Source organism: Methanooceanicella nereidis, from assembly GCF_021023085.1.
Lineage (GTDB): Archaea > Halobacteriota > Methanocellia > Methanocellales > Methanocellaceae > Methanooceanicella > Methanooceanicella nereidis.
In genome coordinates this window covers 58,185-77,111 of the sequence record NZ_PGCK01000001.1, presented here as the reverse complement: position 1 = coordinate 77,111, position 18,927 = coordinate 58,185, and the positions used below count along the sequence as shown (strand labels likewise).

The window sequence follows — 18,927 nt, the reverse complement described above, 5'->3', positions numbered from 1 at the left end:
TTTGTTTTCATGCTCTGGATCTTGATTATTTTGTTGTTTTTGTTTTTGGTTGTTCCCTGCTAGTTATATCTAGTAGTCCCTTCTTTATTTTTTCACGCGGTTCGACGCTCGGCCTTTTGGCCTCGCTACTCGGTGTTTAGGGTGCTTCGATGTCAGGGCCGGGCTTGCACCCCGCAGAACTCCGGCTTCGCCGAGTTCTGCTCGCAAGCCCTAAGCAGCGCGGACTGACGCCGCGCTCATTACCCTGCCATCTACGCATCCCTTCGCTCGCTCACTTCGTTCGCTCGCTGCGGGCAAACCCTAAACATCTCGCCGAACGCGGCTGAAGCTATAAAGATTATTAATAAATTCAATTGAAAAAAGTCTTGATCTGTAAATAGCGCTATTTTATTATTTCCGCTATCTTTTCCAGGCTATCTATCTCATAGTCTGGCTTGTAGTCTATCGGCCTTTTGAATCGGTTTATGTAAACGCTTTTTATACCTGCGTCTTTGGCAGCGAGCATATCGGAGATGGTGTCGCCGACGAATATGACCTCGTCAACGGTTAGCTTCATGTTTACGACACAATGTATAAGGGGGAGCGGGGACGGCTTAAATCCCAGGTCTTCGGTACAGGAGATTATCGGGTTGAAAAGGTCCCTCATGCCTACGAGCTTTAAAAGATTATCCGTGTGATCATATGTGGTGTGAGTGACTATGCTCTTAGGCAAGTCTATACTTTTAAGAAAAGGGGCGTCCTTATGAAGATAGGTACTGTTCAGCTTTTCCTGCAAGTTTTCAAATGTGTTAAAGATCGCCCAGAACTCGTCAGGGTCAAGGCCCCATCTTGATATTACCTCGTCCCTTGATACGGCGTTCATGGAGTACCATAGCTGCCTTGCATGGTCAAGAGTCAGGCTGCGGCCCAGCTCCTTGCCGACGCGGGACAGCATAAGCTCCATGTACCTTTCGTCATTATCGATAATGGTGCCGTCAAGATCGAAAATGAGGCCTTTAATGCGTGACATGATTTTTAAAATATTCAATAACTCTTTCAATATACTTTTCGGTTTTTTATCATGAATGATACGATAGTGTTGTAAAAGTCATTTTACCAGTTTTTAAGCAAGTTTCGATCGTGATATGTGATATTCTTTAATGATTTCACGATATGCGAATGACTTTATACTGATATATTAACCACTTATCAATCTGTCATTACGAATTTTTAACTTCAATTATTAATTTTCATAATATGTACAAAAATTATATTTAATCTCATTTCTATTTTTTCGTATTATAACGGTTACTCTAGGAGGGTTTCCTCGTTGAAAAAACTGGACTTCAGAAGTATCTCTATACAATTATTAGCACTTGTATTGATTGTAGCTATAGTACCTGTAATAGTATTAAGCTATAACACGAACAGTACGATCAGCGCGGATAAGTATGCGAACTTTAAGGATAAGACGGACGACGCATACGTCATGGCCGAACAGGCCTATAAGTCCCAGCTGGACCGCGCCACTATTTCCTCCGTAAAGATCGGGAACGATCCGAGAATAGTCAATGCTTTAAAGAATGATGATGCGACGACATTAAAGCAATTGATAGACGAGTATTCTAAAAAGAACTCATACATGCATGTTATCACTATAACGGATGAAAAAGCAGTAGTAATGGCAAGGTCAGCGTCAACCAATCACGGTGACGTCACTTCAAACTCTCATATACTCGGGGCACTTAGCGGTAAAGAGTACGCAGTGACTGACCTGATCCCTGCCGAATCGATCAGGGCGAACAATCTGGAGAACATGATATCAGCGACTAAGACCTCGGACGGTCTTGCGATGATCAATTGCCTGCCGGTAAAGGATGAAAACGGCATTATCATCGGTTCGGTCTACACGGCGCAGATATTAAACAACGAGTTCTCGGTAGTAGACTACGTCTCGGGCCACAGCGGTTCATACTGTACTGTTTTCCAGGGAGACACCCGCGTATCGACCACTCTAAAGAATGATAAAGGGGAGAGGATCATCGGTACAAAGGCAAGCGAACAGGTCGTGTCCACCGTTATAACTAACGGCCAAAAGTTCGAGGACATAATCACCGTAAACGGCTTGCAGCTTTATGTCCACTACGAGCCTTTAAAGAACGCGGATGGCAAGACCGTGGGAATGCTCTTCGTCGGCTACGACATCGGCCCCGGCCTTGCACAGCTGAACAACATGACCATGCAGTCGCTTATGATAGGCGCTGTAATATCCATTATCGCAGTCCTTGTCGGGTTCTTGATAGTGAACCGTGTCACCAGGCCGATCAATAAGCTTGTCGTAGTAGCGAACAGTGTCGCGGAAGGCAATCTCGATACTCCTGTCGAGACAGGGGCAAAAGGCGGCGAAGTAGGCGAACTTACCGATGCTGTAAAGAAGATGGTAGCCAACATCAAGGAAAAGATCGCCTTTAACGAATCTATCCTGAAAGGTATCAGGACGCCGATGTTCGTCACGGACATGGACCGCAAGATCACGTACTTTAACGATGCCTGCAGCGAGATGACCGGATTCAGCCGCGAAGATGTTATCGGCAAGCAATGTAAGGACGTATTCAACACGCCTGTGTGCCATACAGAGCAGTGTATGCTGAAACGTGCATGGCGCGAGGGCGACCTGAAGGGAGCCGAGGGTAATATAACTCTAAGGGGCGGAAAGGTCATCGACTTCTCATGCGATGCGACAGCTGTAAAGGACCAGCATGGTAAGACCGTGGGTGGAATGGAGCTGCTTCAGGACATCACCGAGTCAAAGCTCGCCAAGGTCAAGATCGAAAAGGCAGAGAAAGAGGCAAGGGAGAAAGCCACCTACAGCGAGGCTATTCTCAAGAGCATCAAGGACATACATGTTGTGATCAGCAAAGATGGCAATATAACATATACCAACGAGCCTGCCCAGAACTATATAGGTTACTCGGCTTCCGAAATGGCCGGAAAGCGGTTGACCGATATTACAAAGCTGGAGAAGAATGGCGGCAAGCTAATTGACGCTCTCAGGACCGGCATGGACATTCTCGGCCTTGATGACTCAATATCGCTAAGGAACGGCAAATACCTGCCAGTGCTCATTAACGGCACGATCATTAAGGATGCCAACGGCAACACTACCGGTCTCAGCATTATCGCCCGCGACATCACAAAGGAGAAAGATGCTCAGGCTAACCTTAACGCCATAATCGTAAAGGCTAACGAGATAGCTGACCGTGTCGCAAAAGCTTCACAGCAGGTGTCTTCCTCGACGAACCAGGCGATGACGTCCTCCAGGCAGATATCCGAAAGCATACAGCAGATAGCAAGCGGAAGCCAGAGCCAGGCGCAGCAGGTGGATGAGATCAGTCGCCTGATCAGGGGCATATCCACTGAATCGTCTAATATGTCAGACTCGTCTAAAAAGGCTTCAGAAGCTCTTCAGGCAGCGTCCGAGACCAGCCGTGCCGGCGGAGAAGCCGCTAACGTGGCTATCTCGAAGATGTCCGATATCCAGAAGTCAGTGAACGGCTCTGCAGAGATCGTCAAGGACCTTGGCGAGAAGTCCAAGCAGATCGGAAAGATAGTGGATGTCATCACATCGATAGCAAGCCAGACTAATCTGCTCGCACTGAACGCGGCCATTGAGGCAGCCAGGGCAGGAGAGGCCGGAAGAGGCTTCGCCGTAGTTGCAGAGGAGGTCAGGAAACTGGCCGAAGAGGCCGCAAAGTCGACCGAACAGATATCCGATCTTGTCAACCAGATCAAGGAAAGGACGGACATGGCTGTAGAATCGATGGATCGCGGCACTGATGAAGTGTCCTCCGGAAGCGACGTGGTCGCCAAGGCCTTGAAGTCCATTGAAGAGATATCCTATCTCATAAATGAGACCGCGACCATTGCGCACGGCGTATCCACAGCCACTGAGAAGCAGGTACGCGACACGTTAGAGGTAGTCAAGTCCATAGAGCAGATAAGCGCTGTCGTAGAAGAGAGCGCCTCATCTACCGAGGAAGTGTCCGCATCTGCTGAAGAGAGCACGGCGACGATGGAAGAGATCGCTAACATGTCCCAGCAGCTCAGCAAGATCGCTGACGAGCTTAAGGCAGAGGTTAGCAAGCTCAAGGTGGATTAATAACATCCACCTTTCTTTTTTATTATATTTTGATTTTAATCCATTCCGGGCTCCTTGCCACTTTTCATCCGTAAAGCTTTTTATAAGGCATAGCATTCATGAAGAAATATGAGCGGCTACGTAAAAGGCAGGAGAAAATCAAAAAGTCCGGACGACTTCTATGGGATGAATATAGCAGGCCATTTTGTTCCTTCGGAGATGATCATAACTTCGATGCTGGTCTCCCTATACCTGCTTTTTCTTATCGGCGGCGCTATCGGGGGCGGCGATGACTCGCTCATACTGGAAATATTCTCATTCATAATGTTCGCTATACTGGCATATGCCGTACGCACTTCATTGAAGCGCATGGAGCCTTTTACGAAGGTGATCGACGCTTTCCTTATCCTGTCCACAGCTCCTTTGGTCATCAGCCTGGGTAAGATGGCCGGAATATTAAGCCCGGCAGCTTTCGAAGGCATAACGGGAATAATGTATTATAATCTTGCATATCTTGTGCTTTCGGCGATGCTCATAGCCATGTTGTTATTTTTTGAAAAGGACCGCATGTCGGACATCTTCATAAAAGCAGGAAATATGCTGGAAAGCATTAAGGTCGGCGTCGCAGGACTTTTAATATGCGGCGTCATATTCATCGCGGCACAGCTTTTCCTTTATGGCGGGGGGCTATCCTTCCTTTCGGCAAGCCCGGATACTGCGATAGCTGTCTTATTATTGAGCGCTGCAGGAGCTATATCCGCGGAGATATGGTTTAGGGGATTATTGTTGTCAAGACTATTAGATGTCGTCGAAAAAGATGCGGCCATCGTGATCCAGGCAGGGGTTTTTGCCGTGTTTGAGGCGCTTATAGCTTTCACGCTGACGCAGGATATGATCATAACGATTTTTGCACTGGTCGCAGCAGCCGGCCTGGGATACTACTGGGGCAGGGTCACAGTGAAGAATGACAGCATTATCGGCCCTATCCTGTTCCATACGGGTTTTTATACGCTGATAGTATTACCGGTCTTAGCCGGCACTATCGCATAAGAAAAGACCATTACTTATTTTTATCCTGTTCTGGCGGAAAGTCATCATGATCCATGTACGCCTCTCTCGCCTCTTCGTCTGGTATGTCTCCCAGGGGGCTGTATTTTAAAAAGTGGTACAGGAATTTCAAGAAAATAAAGAAAGAAGCGATCGCCAGTAGTACAAAAGGCGCGGCTAACAAAGAACTGCTCTCATGTAGCGTTCCCGCTAATATCAGGCCTATAATCGTACCCAGTAGCGATAATAGCCCTACAAGGTTCGTATATCTTATTTTCATCCCGTATTACCTGCTGATCTATTGATGCTGTTATTTTTTCAGCCAGCCATCCTTATCTCTGCCCCGGTAGATGAAACTTTTCCCTTTACCGTTCCTGATGTTAAGCAATATCTCTCCCGGTGGCGATTGAATATGCGGCTTTTCTTTCTTATCAATATAATAATAAGTAACGATGGTAATATCATTTGTCGCCGGTCTTATCGTCATTGTCACGTATTCCGTATCCTCATGCATAAGGGTTTTTACGCTAATATCGCCGTTATCTCCGCCTGATAACATCCTTTTGACGCTCTTATAGTCATCGTCAAAAAGGACAAGGGTGGCGAGGCCGTCAACGGTCCCGAGCGCAGATGGCTGGAACGCAAATACCTTATCGCTTCCGGCTTTTTCTTTCCCTGCATCTTCAAGGTGCATTTTATAGAAGCCGCTAAGGTACATGCCGGTAGAGCCCTTGTAATACGGGTCGTTCCTGCACATGTCCTCCCTTCTTATAGACTGGTCCAGCAATGTGGCATATGTGATGCTTCGCCGGGCTTCATCGGCTATGGCGTCCCGGGACCTTTCAAAATATTCCCGTGCTGTGGCTTCGCTGAACTTTTTATGCCTTTCCATATATTCGTCAGTTATGTTGACCAGGATCTCGAGATCTATAAGGCGTTCCGTATCTCCCTTCGTCATAGTATCGTATGGCAATTCGCTTATGATGCATTCGTCCTGGGTGATACTGAATACTTTATAAACGGCAAGCGACGACTCCAGATAATAGAACGGGTTTTGAGAGCAGACCATGGGCTTGACGCTATGGATAGAGCACATATTATCCTTCAGGAACGGGCATCCGCCTTGAGACCTTAAAAAGATCCTCAGCCTTCCTTCCTCGTTAAACTTATCCGACTTGATGCAATATTTTTTAAAGAACTCTTCAGGCTTAATGCCCAGATGTCCTGATAAGCGAAATATATCATAGACCGTCAGCAGCACAACTTTTTGTCTTTTGCAGCATAAGCCGCACATGCGGCATTTAAAATCCTGATAAGAAAGTACATTCCCTGTCATCTGGCACCCTTTCCTTTTTCCGTTCATCCGGTCACATCAGATTATCCTTGATAGTTCAAATAATTTAGGTCGGTGACGTGATACCATTATCCTTTAATACTTTGCATACAGAGTTTAACCGGTTATATACATGCTTACTGATGTAATACTGTTATTCGAGATAGAGGGTACAGAAGAAGTATTGGGATACCCTATGGGATTTACTACGGACATGCCCGCGGTCTCCGAAGACTTACATATCACGATCGGTGATATAGAGCTTGAGATCGATGACCTCTCTTATGACATCCCGACAAGGAAGCAAGTGATCGAGGCCACCATCACCTGCATCGATGAGGAAGATGCCAGGGACGTGAGGGACGAGATAGAGGTCATACTGAGGGATGCCGGAATAGCCGTGTTCGACGTCGAGCTGGGCGAGATAGAATGCGGTTGTGACGAGTGTTCAGGCGACTGATCCTATCTTTTTTATTTTTCCTTTTACATTGATTTTAAATAATAAGCTGTCAATCTGACTTATTGTGATGGCAATTTGAGTTCCGGATCCGTCGGCGATATTAAAGAAAAAGTCATAGAGTTCTTACATTCTAAGAAAGGCCACATAGCTGATATTGAAGAAGTGACAGGTTTCCTGGAGTCAATGTCGCTCACAAAAGAGGATGCTATCAGTAACCTAAAAGAGATCAGCGAAGAGGGGGCTGTTTCCATATCCGGGGATAGTGTCTTTTTAAACAGCGATACGTACCTTCCCAGGGTTCGTTGTCTAATTTGTGACGGTACGGTCAAGAGAGACGAGCTTGTCCCTTTCTATCGCGAGAGATACTATCCTTTCGTGAACTGGGGCTTTCACAGGTCATGTCTTGAGGGCGGCGCTCTCGAGGAGATGCTGGGTTCCGGAATGTTCAGGATCGAGGACGGGAATATTTTTCCCGCCTACGAGTATGGGGAGGGCAGGGGTAAGAATCCTATTACCATAGCGATCAAATACCTGCGGTCCGACGAATTCTTATATACTCTTGAGCTCAAGAGTGCCGATAAAAAGTGATGCTTCATGGTATGCGATGCCTGTCTGCCGGACGGCCCGATGAGCGCCGTACAGATGTTCAATTATATCAGGCACAGGTATGGCGATATGCGGACGTATTTTTTACGGGACAGAGATATTATAGTCATCCCGGTTTATGATGGAATGGATGAGGATGTTGACACTATCCGGGAGCTCGCCGTCAGGAAAGGCCTTAATTGCTCGACAGTGAGCGCCGCATGGCCGGAATACCTGAGCAGCGATATATTGTCCTCGGAAGATGCCTGTGATTTTTTAGTTATATCAGAGATAAAGGGCAAATATGTGCAGGTTTATTGACCTGTTTTTTTCATTTTTGGCTTTTTAAAATATATGGATCCGATAACACCCGCGATCACCAGCACCAGCGAAAATCCGTACAAGGTATGGGGAAAACCTAAAAATGATATGGATATCCCTCCTATGAACGGCCCGGCCGCCAGGCCGATCGAGAACAACGTGTTGTATGCACCGTAGATAAGGCCGTATGAATTATCCTTTTCATTTCCTCCGTAGAGATCCGATATTAACGGCAGCATAGGCATCAGTGCGATTGCCGTGGTCACTCCGAGCAGTGAAAATATGCATCCGGTAAGCAGGATAGAGGGCATTAAAGTCGAAGCTGTTATGATCGCTGCCGTAAGCATCATTCCGGCCGGTATCATCATCCCGCCGCCCCTGCGATCATATATCTTTCCGGCTAATGGCTGGGCTATCATGCTCAGGAATGCCATTAATCCGAACATGAGGCCTATCACTGTAGGCGTGGCCGAGAACTTCTCATAAAAATATACGGGCATATATGGCTCGATTATGCCGAATGTCGCGGCTCCTGCGATGCTGATGGCTGCCAGTACGAGCAGCAGTGCTTTATCATTCGGCCTGCGTAAAATCTCGAAAGGACTGAAGGATGGATTCTTCCTGCTTTCATGTGGTATGGCAAAGAACAATACTCCCGCTACAGCGGCCATGACAGACGGTATCAGGAAAGTTGGCGTATAGCCAAGATTATCAAATATCAATCCTCCGATGACCGGCCCCGTCAGTGCTCCCAGAACGTTCATCGACATCGCCAGCCCGAGTTTTTGGCCGCGCTCCGACCTGTCAAACGTGTCTGCCAGCAAAGCCAGCCCTGCAGTCCAGGTGGCGGCCGCCGAGATGCCCTGGACTATTCTCGCGATTATCAAAATGTTGATGTCGCTCGCCAGTCCGAATATGGCAGTTGACAGTGCCAGCAGGAGCATACCTGATATCAATAAAGGCCGTCTTCCGATCCTGTCTGCTAAAAAGCCGAACGGGATGCCTGCGATCAGTAATGCGGCTGAATACGCCCCGAATATTATCCCGATGATCAGCTCGTCCGCTCCAAGTGACAGTGAGTATGATGGAACTACCGGGATGATGAGCCCGTATACCATCATGTCCATGAACAGGGCAAATGATACTAATGAAAATATTATGGTCTTTTTATCGAGCATGATCTCACTCAGGATGTATTTTTCTATACCCTGGTTTTTTATATAATACTATTTCGGTCTTTCAATATTTTGTAATTTATCCGTATGGTGACAGGTTAAACAGCAAACTATATTTATACTGATTAAGTAGATATGTTATTTTACAATACCAGTAAAATGTAATCAAAAACGATTGACATGGGTGTGATGTACTACGATATATCTTGCAATAGATGATACGGATAATCTTGAATCCCGGGGAACCGGGAGGCTGGCCAGGGAGATTGCCGGAGAGCTTTCAAAAAGATACGGCATATTCGGAGTAACGCGGCATCAGCTCTACGTGCATGAGAGCATACCGTTCACATCCCATAACAGCTGTGCCGTTATTCACGTCGAGGATCGCCATCAGGCAGAGATGGATGATATTTTCGACACGGCAAAAGACCTGATGCTGTCTGACTTTGTCGAAGGGAGCGATCCCGGTATCGCTATCGCCTCAAGTCACCAGGTCACATATGGGGTAACTGCATTCGGTATCGATGCGAAGAAGATCGTACTGAACCAGGACCGGGCAAGAAAAGTCGCTAAAAACGCCGGTATCAGGCTGGAAGGGCTTGGAGGCACCGAAGGCGGGGTCATAGGGGCCGTCGCAGGCATCGGACTTGCGGCAATTAAGAATGACGGAAGATTCCTGCTAAAAGGGGGGAACAGAGATCTTACCGGCGTCCTGAACGTCCGGGATATCCTCTGTGCAGGTATCGACCACATTATGACACTTGACGGCAGGGTGTTGACAGATGGCAACATTGACGTCGGGAAGTCGAAAACCCCTTCATTTGTGCAGGGTAAAGCGGTCCTGTTCGTCGATGAGTGTGACGGCAGGCTGGTCGCTTTAAAGAGGGATTAAGATGGATATCAAAAATAAACTTATTGCAGGCGTATTAATAATAATCATATTTTTGGCTGCGATGGTGGCTTTACAGTATTTTACCTCGAACAATAGCGGGGGTCAGGCATCGGATGATGGCCAGGTCGCCGACGTAGCGAATGTAAACTGGACGCTGGACCAGTCTTTCGATAAGAATGACCTTATATACGGTCCTCAGGCATGGAAACCCTATAACACAAAACTGCCCATAGTCCCGGGACAGAATGTTGACGGCGGCGGTGATTTTTATTTAATGTTCGTTGACCTGAACACTTCCGCAGGCATATCTTCCGAGTCAAGGACTATAAGGGTCGACTATGGCATAAAAGACCTTGCAGGGACCGCGGCGTTCCATGCATACGGCTATTCTTCAGGCGGGATATCATGGACCAACAATGTGGACAGCAGCTGTCTTCTGGTAAGCGGTACCGTCTCAGGCAGCGGAACTCAGGCGGCCGCTAAATCGCTGGAAGAAAATAATAATGTGTACGTAAAGGTCGTTAACGACGAAGGTGCCCGATACGACGATCAGGGTAACGATACTTACTTCATTAAGTTCCAGAAGCCGGGCGGCGGACTTAACAACCTTCATGTCACGAACGACGCCGAGGTATTCGGCGGACAGGTAACCAGTACCGGTGACCTTTCGGGAACTTTCTATATAACATACTCGGGCGACCGGGGTCTTGACGACATTATTCTCCTTGTGGCCGTGAATGGTACGATACCCGACGGATTCCAGATAAAGCTCAAGGCAGGGGCAATATAAGATACAGGATGATCCGACCGTGGCACCATGAGAAAAACATATTTTTCCCTTTATGAGCTCACGATACTGTCGCTGTTGGGCGCGCTCGTGTTCATATTGCGCGTATACCTCAGGGTGCCGATGCACATTCCGGGTAAGAGCGGGCTATTCTGGGTCATACCTATAATCCTTGGGGTAGCGATCGTATCCCGCCCCGGCTCGGGTACGTATATCGGCTTCATATCAGGCGTGCTCGCAGCTTTCCTGGGCATGGGCGACTCAGGGATATTTGACTTTTTTAAATATCTCACCATGGGGATCACCATAGACGTGCTCGGGCAGGTATTCAAAGGTCATCTTACAAACCCAATTGTAGGGATCATGTTAGGCGCAGCCGGGAATCTCTCAAAAATGGTCGTCAACTACTATGTGGACGTTATGCTGGGCGTACCCGCCTCATTTATCCTGATGGGTATAGGCCTTGCATCGGTCTCCCACTTTATTTTCGGGGGACTCGGCGGCCTGATAGCATCGATACTTTTGAACAGGCTATACAGGGCTGGTGTGATCAGGAAAAATGAACAGAGAACGCCTGATAGAAGTTAGCGGCCTATCTTTCCTCTATGAACAGGCGCCAAAAAACGGCCGCAAAAAAGCCCTTGATAATATTTCTTTAAACATCGAAAAGGGCGATTTTGTAGTCATAACCGGGACAAGCGGCTGCGGAAAATCAACCCTCTGTAAGTGTCTGAACGGCCTCATTCCTCAGGCCTCGAAGGGGATATTCGAAGGAACCGTAAATGTATGCGGTATGGATACGGTCGAACACCCGGTGTATGAGTTCGCGCCCTACGTCTGCATGGTATTTCAAAACCCCGACAATCAGCTTTTTTCTAATAATGTGGAGTCCGAGCTGGCTTTCGGGCCTGAAAACCTCGGCCTGGACCGCGATGAGATCGAGCGAAGAGTCCGGAGCGCATTGTCAGCGGTCAGCATCGAACATCTCAGGGACCGTCCCGTCGATGACCTGTCCGGAGGAGAAAAACAGAGAGTCGCTATAGCTTCGGCTATGGCGATGAGGCCGCAGATCCTCGTCATGGACGAGCCCACCTCCGAGATCGACCCTGCCGGCGCTTTTAGTCTTATAAAGACATTGAAGGACCTTAACGAGATCCACGGCATCACCGTCATACTGGTGGAACACCGGATAGAGAGGCTTCTCGATGTCATGAAGCGGCTGATAGTCATGAACGAAGGCCGTATAATATTTGATGGCCATCCTAAAGATGTATTCACGAACGACCTTTTAAGCATGGGTATCGGGGAGCCGCCTCTTGTGAGGTTTTCAAAGAGATTCGGCCTTTCACTTGATACATCCGTGTCCGGCATCAACTTAAATGGCATATCCGGGTCGTATACGCAGGACAGGGAGATAAACAGGCCCTTGCCAGTCGTATCGGTAAAAGACCTGTATTTTAAATATCACGGGAGAAAGCATAATGCGATAAATGGTGTGTCTTTAGACTTTTATCCAGGCGAGATCGCCATGATCATGGGCGGTAACGGGTCCGGGAAGACCACTCTCGTGAAACATATGAACGGGCTTTTAAGGCCTGATAGCGGCGAAGTTACTGTCAAAGGGGATAATATAAAAAATAAGACGATAGCGGAGATCTCAAAAAAGATCGGTCTTGTTTTCCAGAACGCAAGCTACCAGATATTTGAGGAGACCATTTATGGCGAATTGGCTTTCGCTCCTAAAAATGTCGGGCTGCCGGAGATCGATATTAATCGCAGGGTGAACGATGTGGCCGGAGCTCTTGGACTGGATATGCTCGGCATGTCTTCCTCGCCTCATCTTTTATCCGGCGGAGAAAAGCAGCGTGTGACCATCGGAAGCATTCTGACGCTTGAGCCTGATATCATCGTCATGGACGAGCCAACTCTAGGGCTTGATAAAGGTCATAAGGATGACCTGGCTGCAATGGTAAGAGCTTTGAAGGGTAAGGGTAAGTCCATAATCGTCATAACGCATGATGTGGAATTCGCGGCGGCAAATGCCGAAAGGGTCATACTGATGTCAGGGGGTTATGTGATCGCTGACGGTCACACCAGGGACATACTTACCTCCCGGGAATTGATTAGTAAGGCATCTCTTCATTTGCCTCAGGCGACGGAGATCGGCATAAGGATGGGCATGGAACGTATACTTAATGTGGAAGAGTTCACGAGGGCATTATAATGTTCGGGCTTAACACAGATCGTTCTACAAAACCGGGTCAAAATAAAAACCCTTTTGGCGGCATGAAAAAACGCCGGCCGGTCCTTAGTTATGTCGAGGCAGACACGTTCATACACAGGCTGGACCCTCGCACAAAATTTTTTACTGTTCTGCTGATCACCTGTATCTCGCTCCTTACCATCGATCTTCTTCCAATGGCACTGTTATTTGTGTCGCTGGTACTGGTCGCGGCGTTTTCCGGAGTGTTGAGATACTGGCTAAAAATGTTAAGGAAATTCGCCATTTTCCTGGTGCTTGTCCTGGTCCTGGACTCGTTATTTCCGAGGGTGTCATACGGCCCGGTAATATTTTCCGGCGACATCCTGTTCTTACATCCGGAGGTCACGTATGGGGGCCTTTTATTCAGCACTGCCATGGGATTCAGGCTTCTAAACTTCGTCGGCGTGTCGATGCTCTTCATAATGAGCACAAGGTATGAAGATTTCGTAAAAGGGCTCAGGAAACTACATGTCCCATATACCGTTTCTTTCTCGCTGGGGCTTGCTCTCAGGTCCATGACCTATATGGGCAGTGATGTCAGAAACATCATGGATGCCCAGCGTTCCAGGTGTCTTGAGTTCGATAAAGGTAATATTTTTAAGAATTATGAAAAGCTGCTGGCGTTGTTCATACCTACCGTGGTATGTCTTCTAAATCGTTCCGAAAATATCTCGGAAGCCATGCTGTCGAGAGGTTTCGGGTATACGAAAAAGCCCACTATATTCCGGGAGATCTCGTTAAAAAAAGAGGATCAAATATTCATTATACTGACGGTGCTCTTTACCGCCATATTATTGATCCTGTGATCATTGTCGGAAAAAATATTTACCGGTCACATCCCGACCTGTCTTTTCCGTCCAATCACGGCAAGTATCATGAGTATGGCTGTGAAGGCGAGGAAATATACCGGTATTCCCATGGCGACGCTTCTTGCGGTCGTCCCCAGGAAATCAAAGTATTTAACACCGTTCACCGGGCCTGTATACCATACCAGCAGGTAAATTATCTCGAAAAGCCTGTTATTGCCGGTCCAGACGCCCATGGCAAGCGCCATAGAAGGTGCAAATACGGCCCCTGCGAGAACGGCAAGAACGTTCATCCAGCTTCCTGCGGCTATCAGGTGTAACAGGACGCCGCTTCCCAGTACCATGGCTACGATAATGCCTGAAAGCAGGGTCGCTGGTAATTGGTTTCTGACCGGGTTCGGAGCTGAGAATACTAGCTGGGAGGTATTATGGATATTCTCTCTGGTCCCCATCGATGACCATATCAGTATCGGCCATACCCACGCGACCGGTAATATGAACTTTAACGATACGTCAAGCGGCAGGAACAGGCCTGTGACGATCAAAAGCGCCGATACCGTATACCACCACCAGCGCTGGCCTTTTAACATCAGCCTTAGCTCCGCGGCCAGTATCGTCAAAAAACCAAACCTGATATTCTCCAGAAGAAGAGTATTCAAACGCAGTTCCTTCACGTTCTTTACATGCTCTTTTGGCTCTTCAATTTCGACGGTGCCCTTTTTGTTCTTTTTGCTCTTTAAAATGGCTGCCGTATCGAAACGGTCGAAGAAGACGGATGCCGCTATGGCGACAAGGCCCGCCACCAGGAGCCAGAACACTCTTGTCAGCAGTAGAAGCGGAGACCATTCCGTTCCCGACCATTGAAAAGTGTATATGGGCGGCTCAAAGATCTGGAAACCCGCGGAGACCGACCCGGAGCCAAAGCCCGGATACATGGCAGCTATGGCCTGGTTCATGCTCGCCAGCGGTATGCTCCACCCGAAAATGTCGCCGAACATCAATATTTCATTGCTTGACTGCTCGGTCAGCATTACAGTCACCGGCAAAGTGGAGATAAGGGCGATCCAGATAAAGAAATATATTATGTTCCCCAGTCCTCCCCTGAGTATGGGTACGGACTCAAAAAACACGGCCACTGACGCTATTAAAGCCATTCCCGGCAACAATAATAACAGGAAAGGAGACGCAAGAGCCCAGAGGTCGATGACATTGCTTTCGCCTCTTAATAGCTGCATGCCTATGGCTCCTAAGAACATTATGAAAGTAATTACCGAGAACACTGAGAAATTACTCAATGCTTTTCCAAGGATATACCTCGTTTTAGTAACGGGCGATGCGGCTATGATCTGCCCCACGCCTGTACGCCGGTCTCTATCCACCGCGTTCTTTACCAGGTAAAACCCGAAAAGCGAAAGAAGTATGATCGTCAGGATCGCCACATTCGTGCCTATCCAGGCGGAATTATAGATGCCCCGATAATAATCGTGCGGCTTGCTGTCATCACTGCCGCCATTTAAAAGGTCCGATGCGCCGGTGTCACTTATCACAAGCGTAATATAGTTCGCGTCGGTAGGCGGTATAAAGACGTACGCACCCATTATCGTGATAAGTAAGACTATGATGAAGCCGTAGCTTCTGACACGGTCTAAAAAATCCGCCCTTGCGATATGGTATATCTCTTTTAATGCACTCATTCTTTACCGCCCCGGCTGGTCGAGAGCAAATAAAGGTAAGCGTCCTCCATCGTCGGCTGGGCTTCTATCGCGTCGATGCCCGGCTTATCATCAGATACTACGCGGACACGCACTCCGTCGCTGCGACGTATCGTGCTGCTTATCAGGTATTTTTGCTTGAGGGCGTTAAGCTCCGAGCTGGGTATGGCTGTCTCCCATACTTTTCCTTCGATAGAGCTTAACATGCTTTCCGGAGAATAGTTCGCGAGCATGGAGCCTTTGTTTATTACCGCGATACCGGTAGCTGTAGCCTCAACGTCAGAGACTATGTGGGTGGAAAGGATGACTATGCGGTCTCCCGAGAGGTCCGATAAAAGGTTCCTGAACCTGACACGTTCTTCGGGATCAAGCCCGACTGTGGGTTCGTCGACTATCAAAAGTTTAGGGTCGTTGAGCAAAGCCTGTGCAATGCCGATGCGCTGCTTCATGCCGCCGGAATAGCCTCCAAGCGGGCGTTTTTTCGCGTCAGCCAGGTTCACGACGTCCAGCAGCTCATCTATGCGGCTTTTCGCGGCTTTTGAATCAATGCCTTTTATGGCCGCCATATATTCAAGGAACTCGACAGCGTTAAGGTTTGGGTACACCCCGAAATCCTGCGGAAGATATCCCAGCACTGACCTGATAGTGTCCGGAGAGCCTGAGATGTCGACGCCATCCCAGGTGATATTTCCTTCGGTAGGCTGAGTGATAGTCGCAAGGATACGCATCAGGGTGGATTTTCCCGCGCCGTTAGGGCCAAGCAGCCCGAGGACTCCAGGGCCTAGCTCAAGGCTAAAATCTTTTAATCCCCATACGTTACCTTTATAGCGTTTACTTACATTTTTTATCGATAATTTCATGTTAACACCAGGACCGGTTTACCTAGCTATATTCTTTGCTTTAGGCCCTACCTGTGATCTCTTTTAATTTTGACATGAATGCAGGCATTACCTCGTCAAGGCATTCGTTATATATGAGGTGATGGCTCAAGTCAAAAACGAGCATTTCTTTATATGGAGCATTGATAATATCATAAACCTTTTGTGTATAATCGAACGGGAAAAGCGTATCTCCTGTCGAGGCCACTACTATAACAGGACATTTGATTTTACCGGTTCTCATGCCGCTCATGTCCGCCTTGAACAGGCTTGCCATAAAATACAATGGATAAGATGTCAATCCCAGCGGGTCTTCATAGAACTGTCGTAATTTTTCTTCGGTCCTGAAGACCCTGTCATTCTTTAAGTAAAATGTCATGGGCACTTTTAAATACGGCAGGAATTTTGCCGCTATGTCCATACATATCGTTACATATCTGTAACCCGGCATAAGCCATTCCGGGAATATCGTCACCTTTATCGATTCGGGCATTTCCGGGTTGAGGATATTATGCGGGAAGACCGCCTTGATACGATCGTCCGATGCTGCCAGTGCCATGGAGACTATGCCGCCCTGGCTTGAGCCCATGACAATAATGTCGCTGCCGAACCTGTCGATAGCGTATGTGATCGCGTCCTTTCCGTTCTGGACGAGGTCGTCGAAAGAATATAGCTTGCTTACCCTCGGGCTTTTTCCATGACACTGGAAATGGACGCCGATCACGTTGAAACCTTCCCTTGAGATGCCATCCAGTAATTCTTCATAGAATAGCGGGTGTGTCATGGTCGCGGGTAAAAATACGATACAGGGCCATCCTTCCTTTCCTTTCCATATGGAAAGCGCTATGGGCACACCCTGCGATCCTATCAGCGTCTCTTCATAAATTTCGGGTCTCTGTACCATGTTAAGTAAACATTGTGATCCTGTTCTCATCTTGTGCCGCCCCTTTTCCCGGGTCATATATCGCTCATTTCTCTTTCCATTTTTCTCAATATAAGGTATAGAAAGGCAAAAAAGCCTATCATTAAGATGATCTTTCCTGAAAGTATAATAGTCTGGCTTATCATTTTATAGCCCCGTTAAAATTTTGTCCGACACAGGCCCGTATTTTTTATTTTGTGGGAGGTTATAGGAGGATTTGATGTCGGAATCGGTTCCGGGCCTGTATGGACATTATGGCCGTTTTTCGTTTTTTATGTCGAGTATGCCGTCGATAGCGATGACATACTTCCGCCACTCATGTAGCATATTTCTGAGGATCCGATTGCCTTTTTCAGTTATTTGATAATATTTTCTCGGAGGCAGGCCTTCCCTGTTCGTTTTCATATAGCAGGTGACAAGCCCTTCCTCTTCCACCGAATGTAGCGCCGGGTATGTGTTGCTCTCATTGTATGATATGCATCCTTCCGTCTTCGTCTTCATCTCCCGGATCAGTTCATATCCATACATATCGCCGCCATTTAATAGCGACAATATGCTGAGCTTCATACTACCTTTTTTTAACTGGCGGATCCAGTTATCTACGTGTTTACTCGTTTTATCACTAACACAGTACACATATTCATTATATGTACATATGCTACATAGGTATATAGTATGATTATGTATATATAAACCTTTTGATTGGCTGATGGTCATTGAAAAAAGCGGTAATGAAACCAGTAATAAAAACGCTCGCAATAAAGCGATATTGTACATTATACAGAAATAAAAAGATAAAAAATGGATTGCAGGATAGATGTCTAGCGTTTCCAGACTTCAAAGAGCCCGATATTTTTATCGGAGGGCTTTCCTGCATGGACGACGATGGTCCCGGCGATCTTATCGAATGCCCTCTGCTTCGTTTTTCTGAAAACGATCAACATTATAAGGGCGTCGAGCAGGATAAGGTTATTGAAGAACTTGGGCAGGTTCCTCAGGATAGACTCTTTATATCCTATCCTGGTACCGTCCTCTTTCAGCACCTTGAGCCTCAGCAGCCTTTTACCGGGGGTATAGCCGTATCGTCCCTCGATGACGACAAAATATGTTACGAACACTATCAGGGCGCCGGCACCCAGTATGAACGATATTATCGTATATGTCAGTCCGGGTATCTCGTTAAAGTATAGGCCTATGCCCAATCCTTTCCATAGCGTGACCGCAATAATACTTGTGGAACCAGTCCCGGGAGTAAAAGATAGTATCCCTAAAGGAATTGCTATCGGGGCTATGAGTATGCTGACACAGGCGACTACGATAATTAAGTCTATAAAAAACGCGGCTGTCCTTGAGAGCAGTCCCGCCCTTTCCAGGGTATCCGCATGTAATTTAACATATTCTGCCGCGATATCCTCGGGGTCGTCTGACTCTTCCAGAGCTGCATCAACATCTACCTTTTCAATAATGTTCGAGCCTCTTTTCTGCGCTTTTGATAATGAGGCATCATAAAAGTGTGAGCGTAACTCATTCTCAATCTCTTGTTTTTCATTGCTATGGATATCAATGCTGTCGATAGCTTTTGAGATCCGTTTTTCAAGTATCTTTTTAGCTTCCTCGTCTATTTGCATA

The 18,927-nt window shown here is 47.3% G+C and carries 19 protein-coding genes; 10 read left to right on the top strand and 9 right to left on the bottom strand.

Annotated features, from left to right (window positions below; genetic code table 11):
• Nucleotides 1–382 precede the first annotated feature (382 nt).
• Entirely contained in the window at nt 383–1,009 is a 627-nt protein-coding gene (locus tag CUJ83_RS00420; RefSeq protein WP_230739295.1) for an HAD family hydrolase, read from the bottom strand.
• Nucleotides 1,010–1,309: 300 nt separating this feature from the next.
• Between CUJ83_RS00420 and CUJ83_RS00415 the strand changes: the two genes are divergently transcribed.
• Together CUJ83_RS00415 and CUJ83_RS00410 are read left to right on the top strand one after the other, a co-directional pair.
• On the top strand, nt 1,310–4,138 hold the full coding sequence (locus tag CUJ83_RS00415) for a methyl-accepting chemotaxis protein (RefSeq protein ID WP_230739293.1): 2,829 nt from the start codon (nt 1,310–1,312) through the stop codon (nt 4,136–4,138).
• 108 nt (nt 4,139–4,246) lie between these two features.
• Entirely contained in the window at nt 4,247–5,167 is a 921-nt protein-coding gene (locus CUJ83_RS00410) for a CPBP family intramembrane glutamic endopeptidase (protein ID WP_230739291.1), read from the top strand.
• A gap of 10 nt (nt 5,168–5,177) precedes the next feature.
• On the opposite strand, the gene CUJ83_RS00405 is transcribed toward CUJ83_RS00410, so the two are convergent.
• The gene (locus CUJ83_RS00405; protein ID WP_230739289.1) at nt 5,178–5,444 is read right to left on the bottom strand and encodes a hypothetical protein; all 267 of its coding nucleotides are present in this window, start codon (nt 5,442–5,444) and stop codon (nt 5,178–5,180) included.
• A gap of 30 nt (nt 5,445–5,474) precedes the next feature.
• Complete coding sequence (locus CUJ83_RS00400; protein ID WP_230739287.1) at nt 5,475–6,527, bottom strand: YkgJ family cysteine cluster protein; 1,053 nt, start codon at nt 6,525–6,527, stop codon at nt 5,475–5,477.
• A 103-nt stretch (nt 6,528–6,630) separates the two neighbouring features.
• Between CUJ83_RS00400 and CUJ83_RS00395 the strand changes: the two genes are divergently transcribed.
• From CUJ83_RS00395 to CUJ83_RS00385, 3 genes are all read left to right on the top strand, one after another.
• Entirely contained in the window at nt 6,631–6,957 is a 327-nt protein-coding gene (locus tag CUJ83_RS00395) for a hypothetical protein (RefSeq protein WP_230739285.1), read from the top strand.
• 75 nt (nt 6,958–7,032) lie between these two features.
• Nucleotides 7,033–7,545 (top strand): hypothetical protein, encoded by a 513-nt coding sequence (locus CUJ83_RS00390; RefSeq protein WP_230739283.1) that lies wholly within the window; start codon nt 7,033–7,035, stop codon nt 7,543–7,545.
• A 6-nt stretch (nt 7,546–7,551) separates the two neighbouring features.
• Nucleotides 7,552–7,863 carry a hypothetical protein gene (locus tag CUJ83_RS00385; RefSeq protein ID WP_230739280.1) on the top strand — a complete coding sequence of 104 codons (312 nt, stop codon included), beginning with the start codon at nt 7,552–7,554 and terminating at the stop codon, nt 7,861–7,863.
• Here the strand turns inward: CUJ83_RS00385 and CUJ83_RS00380 are convergent.
• Nucleotides 7,857–9,041 carry an MFS transporter gene (locus CUJ83_RS00380; RefSeq protein ID WP_230739278.1) on the bottom strand — a complete coding sequence of 395 codons (1,185 nt, stop codon included), beginning with the start codon at nt 9,039–9,041 and terminating at the stop codon, nt 7,857–7,859. The genes CUJ83_RS00385 and CUJ83_RS00380 overlap by 7 nt on opposite strands.
• 196 nt (nt 9,042–9,237) lie before the next feature.
• On the opposite strand from CUJ83_RS00380, the gene CUJ83_RS00375 reads away from it, so the two are divergent.
• From CUJ83_RS00375 to CUJ83_RS00355, 5 genes are read left to right on the top strand one after another with little or no spacing between them, the layout of a single operon-like run.
• Nucleotides 9,238–9,930, top strand: a complete 693-nt coding sequence (locus CUJ83_RS00375) for an ABC transporter substrate-binding protein (RefSeq protein ID WP_439651943.1) — start codon at nt 9,238–9,240, stop codon at nt 9,928–9,930.
• 1 nt (nt 9,931) lies between these two features.
• Complete coding sequence (locus CUJ83_RS00370) at nt 9,932–10,720, top strand: hypothetical protein (RefSeq protein WP_230739275.1); 789 nt, start codon at nt 9,932–9,934, stop codon at nt 10,718–10,720.
• 27 nt (nt 10,721–10,747) lie between these two features.
• Entirely contained in the window at nt 10,748–11,305 is a 558-nt protein-coding gene (locus tag CUJ83_RS00365; protein WP_230739273.1) for a hypothetical protein, read from the top strand.
• Nucleotides 11,277–12,941 carry an ABC transporter ATP-binding protein gene (locus CUJ83_RS00360; RefSeq protein WP_230739271.1) on the top strand — a complete coding sequence of 555 codons (1,665 nt, stop codon included), beginning with the start codon at nt 11,277–11,279 and terminating at the stop codon, nt 12,939–12,941. The genes CUJ83_RS00365 and CUJ83_RS00360 overlap by 29 nt, the downstream gene beginning before the upstream one ends.
• Nucleotides 12,941–13,786 carry an energy-coupling factor transporter transmembrane component T family protein gene (locus tag CUJ83_RS00355; protein WP_230739269.1) on the top strand — a complete coding sequence of 282 codons (846 nt, stop codon included), beginning with the start codon at nt 12,941–12,943 and terminating at the stop codon, nt 13,784–13,786. Before CUJ83_RS00360 ends, CUJ83_RS00355 begins: the two co-directional genes overlap by 1 nt.
• A 26-nt stretch (nt 13,787–13,812) precedes the next feature.
• On the opposite strand, the gene CUJ83_RS00350 is transcribed toward CUJ83_RS00355, so the two are convergent.
• The 5 genes from CUJ83_RS00350 to CUJ83_RS00330 all read right to left on the bottom strand — a co-directional run bounded on the left by CUJ83_RS00350 (nt 13,813) and on the right by CUJ83_RS00330 (nt 18,926).
• A complete protein-coding gene (locus CUJ83_RS00350; RefSeq protein ID WP_230739267.1) occupies nt 13,813–15,480 on the bottom strand; it encodes a DMT family protein in 1,668 nt (555 codons plus the stop codon).
• Nucleotides 15,477–16,358 carry an ABC transporter ATP-binding protein gene (locus tag CUJ83_RS00345; RefSeq protein ID WP_230739249.1) on the bottom strand — a complete coding sequence of 294 codons (882 nt, stop codon included), beginning with the start codon at nt 16,356–16,358 and terminating at the stop codon, nt 15,477–15,479. Before CUJ83_RS00345 ends, CUJ83_RS00350 begins: the two co-directional genes overlap by 4 nt.
• 40 nt (nt 16,359–16,398) lie before the next feature.
• Complete coding sequence (locus CUJ83_RS00340) at nt 16,399–17,310, bottom strand: alpha/beta hydrolase (RefSeq protein ID WP_230739247.1); 912 nt, start codon at nt 17,308–17,310, stop codon at nt 16,399–16,401.
• Between the two features lie 240 nt (nt 17,311–17,550).
• The gene (locus CUJ83_RS00335) at nt 17,551–17,865 is read right to left on the bottom strand and encodes a PadR family transcriptional regulator (protein WP_230739246.1); all 315 of its coding nucleotides are present in this window, start codon (nt 17,863–17,865) and stop codon (nt 17,551–17,553) included.
• Nucleotides 17,866–18,119: 254 nt separating this feature from the next.
• Nucleotides 18,120–18,926: an RDD family protein gene (locus CUJ83_RS00330; protein WP_230739244.1), complete on the bottom strand. Its 807-nt coding sequence runs from the start codon at nt 18,924–18,926 to the stop codon at nt 18,120–18,122.
• Nucleotide 18,927 lies beyond the last annotated feature (1 nt).

Excerpts from the sequence above, each read along its gene's own strand:
- CUJ83_RS00420 (WP_230739295.1), bottom strand. The coding sequence starts at position 1,009 with ATGTCACGCATTAAAGGCCTCATTTTCGATCTTGACGGCACCATTATC.
- CUJ83_RS00410 (WP_230739291.1), top strand. The coding sequence starts at position 4,247 with ATGAGCGGCTACGTAAAAGGCAGGAGAAAATCAAAAAGTCCGGACGAC.
- CUJ83_RS00405 (WP_230739289.1), bottom strand. The coding sequence starts at position 5,444 with ATGAAAATAAGATATACGAACCTTGTAGGGCTATTATCGCTACTGGGT.
- CUJ83_RS00400 (WP_230739287.1), bottom strand. The coding sequence starts at position 6,527 with ATGAACGGAAAAAGGAAAGGGTGCCAGATGACAGGGAATGTACTTTCT.
- CUJ83_RS00395 (WP_230739285.1), top strand. The coding sequence starts at position 6,631 with ATGCTTACTGATGTAATACTGTTATTCGAGATAGAGGGTACAGAAGAA.
- CUJ83_RS00385 (WP_230739280.1), top strand. The coding sequence starts at position 7,552 with ATGGTATGCGATGCCTGTCTGCCGGACGGCCCGATGAGCGCCGTACAG.
- CUJ83_RS00380 (WP_230739278.1), bottom strand. The coding sequence starts at position 9,041 with ATGCTCGATAAAAAGACCATAATATTTTCATTAGTATCATTTGCCCTG.
- CUJ83_RS00370 (WP_230739275.1), top strand. The coding sequence starts at position 9,932 with ATGGATATCAAAAATAAACTTATTGCAGGCGTATTAATAATAATCATA.
- CUJ83_RS00365 (WP_230739273.1), top strand. The coding sequence starts at position 10,748 with ATGAGAAAAACATATTTTTCCCTTTATGAGCTCACGATACTGTCGCTG.
- CUJ83_RS00360 (WP_230739271.1), top strand. The coding sequence starts at position 11,277 with ATGAACAGAGAACGCCTGATAGAAGTTAGCGGCCTATCTTTCCTCTAT.
- CUJ83_RS00355 (WP_230739269.1), top strand. The coding sequence starts at position 12,941 with ATGTTCGGGCTTAACACAGATCGTTCTACAAAACCGGGTCAAAATAAA.
- CUJ83_RS00350 (WP_230739267.1), bottom strand. The coding sequence starts at position 15,480 with ATGAGTGCATTAAAAGAGATATACCATATCGCAAGGGCGGATTTTTTA.
- CUJ83_RS00345 (WP_230739249.1), bottom strand. The coding sequence starts at position 16,358 with ATGAAATTATCGATAAAAAATGTAAGTAAACGCTATAAAGGTAACGTA.
- CUJ83_RS00340 (WP_230739247.1), bottom strand. The coding sequence starts at position 17,310 with ATGAGAACAGGATCACAATGTTTACTTAACATGGTACAGAGACCCGAA.
- CUJ83_RS00335 (WP_230739246.1), bottom strand. The coding sequence starts at position 17,865 with ATGAAGCTCAGCATATTGTCGCTATTAAATGGCGGCGATATGTATGGA.
- CUJ83_RS00330 (WP_230739244.1), bottom strand. The coding sequence starts at position 18,926 with ATGCAAATAGACGAGGAAGCTAAAAAGATACTTGAAAAACGGATCTCA.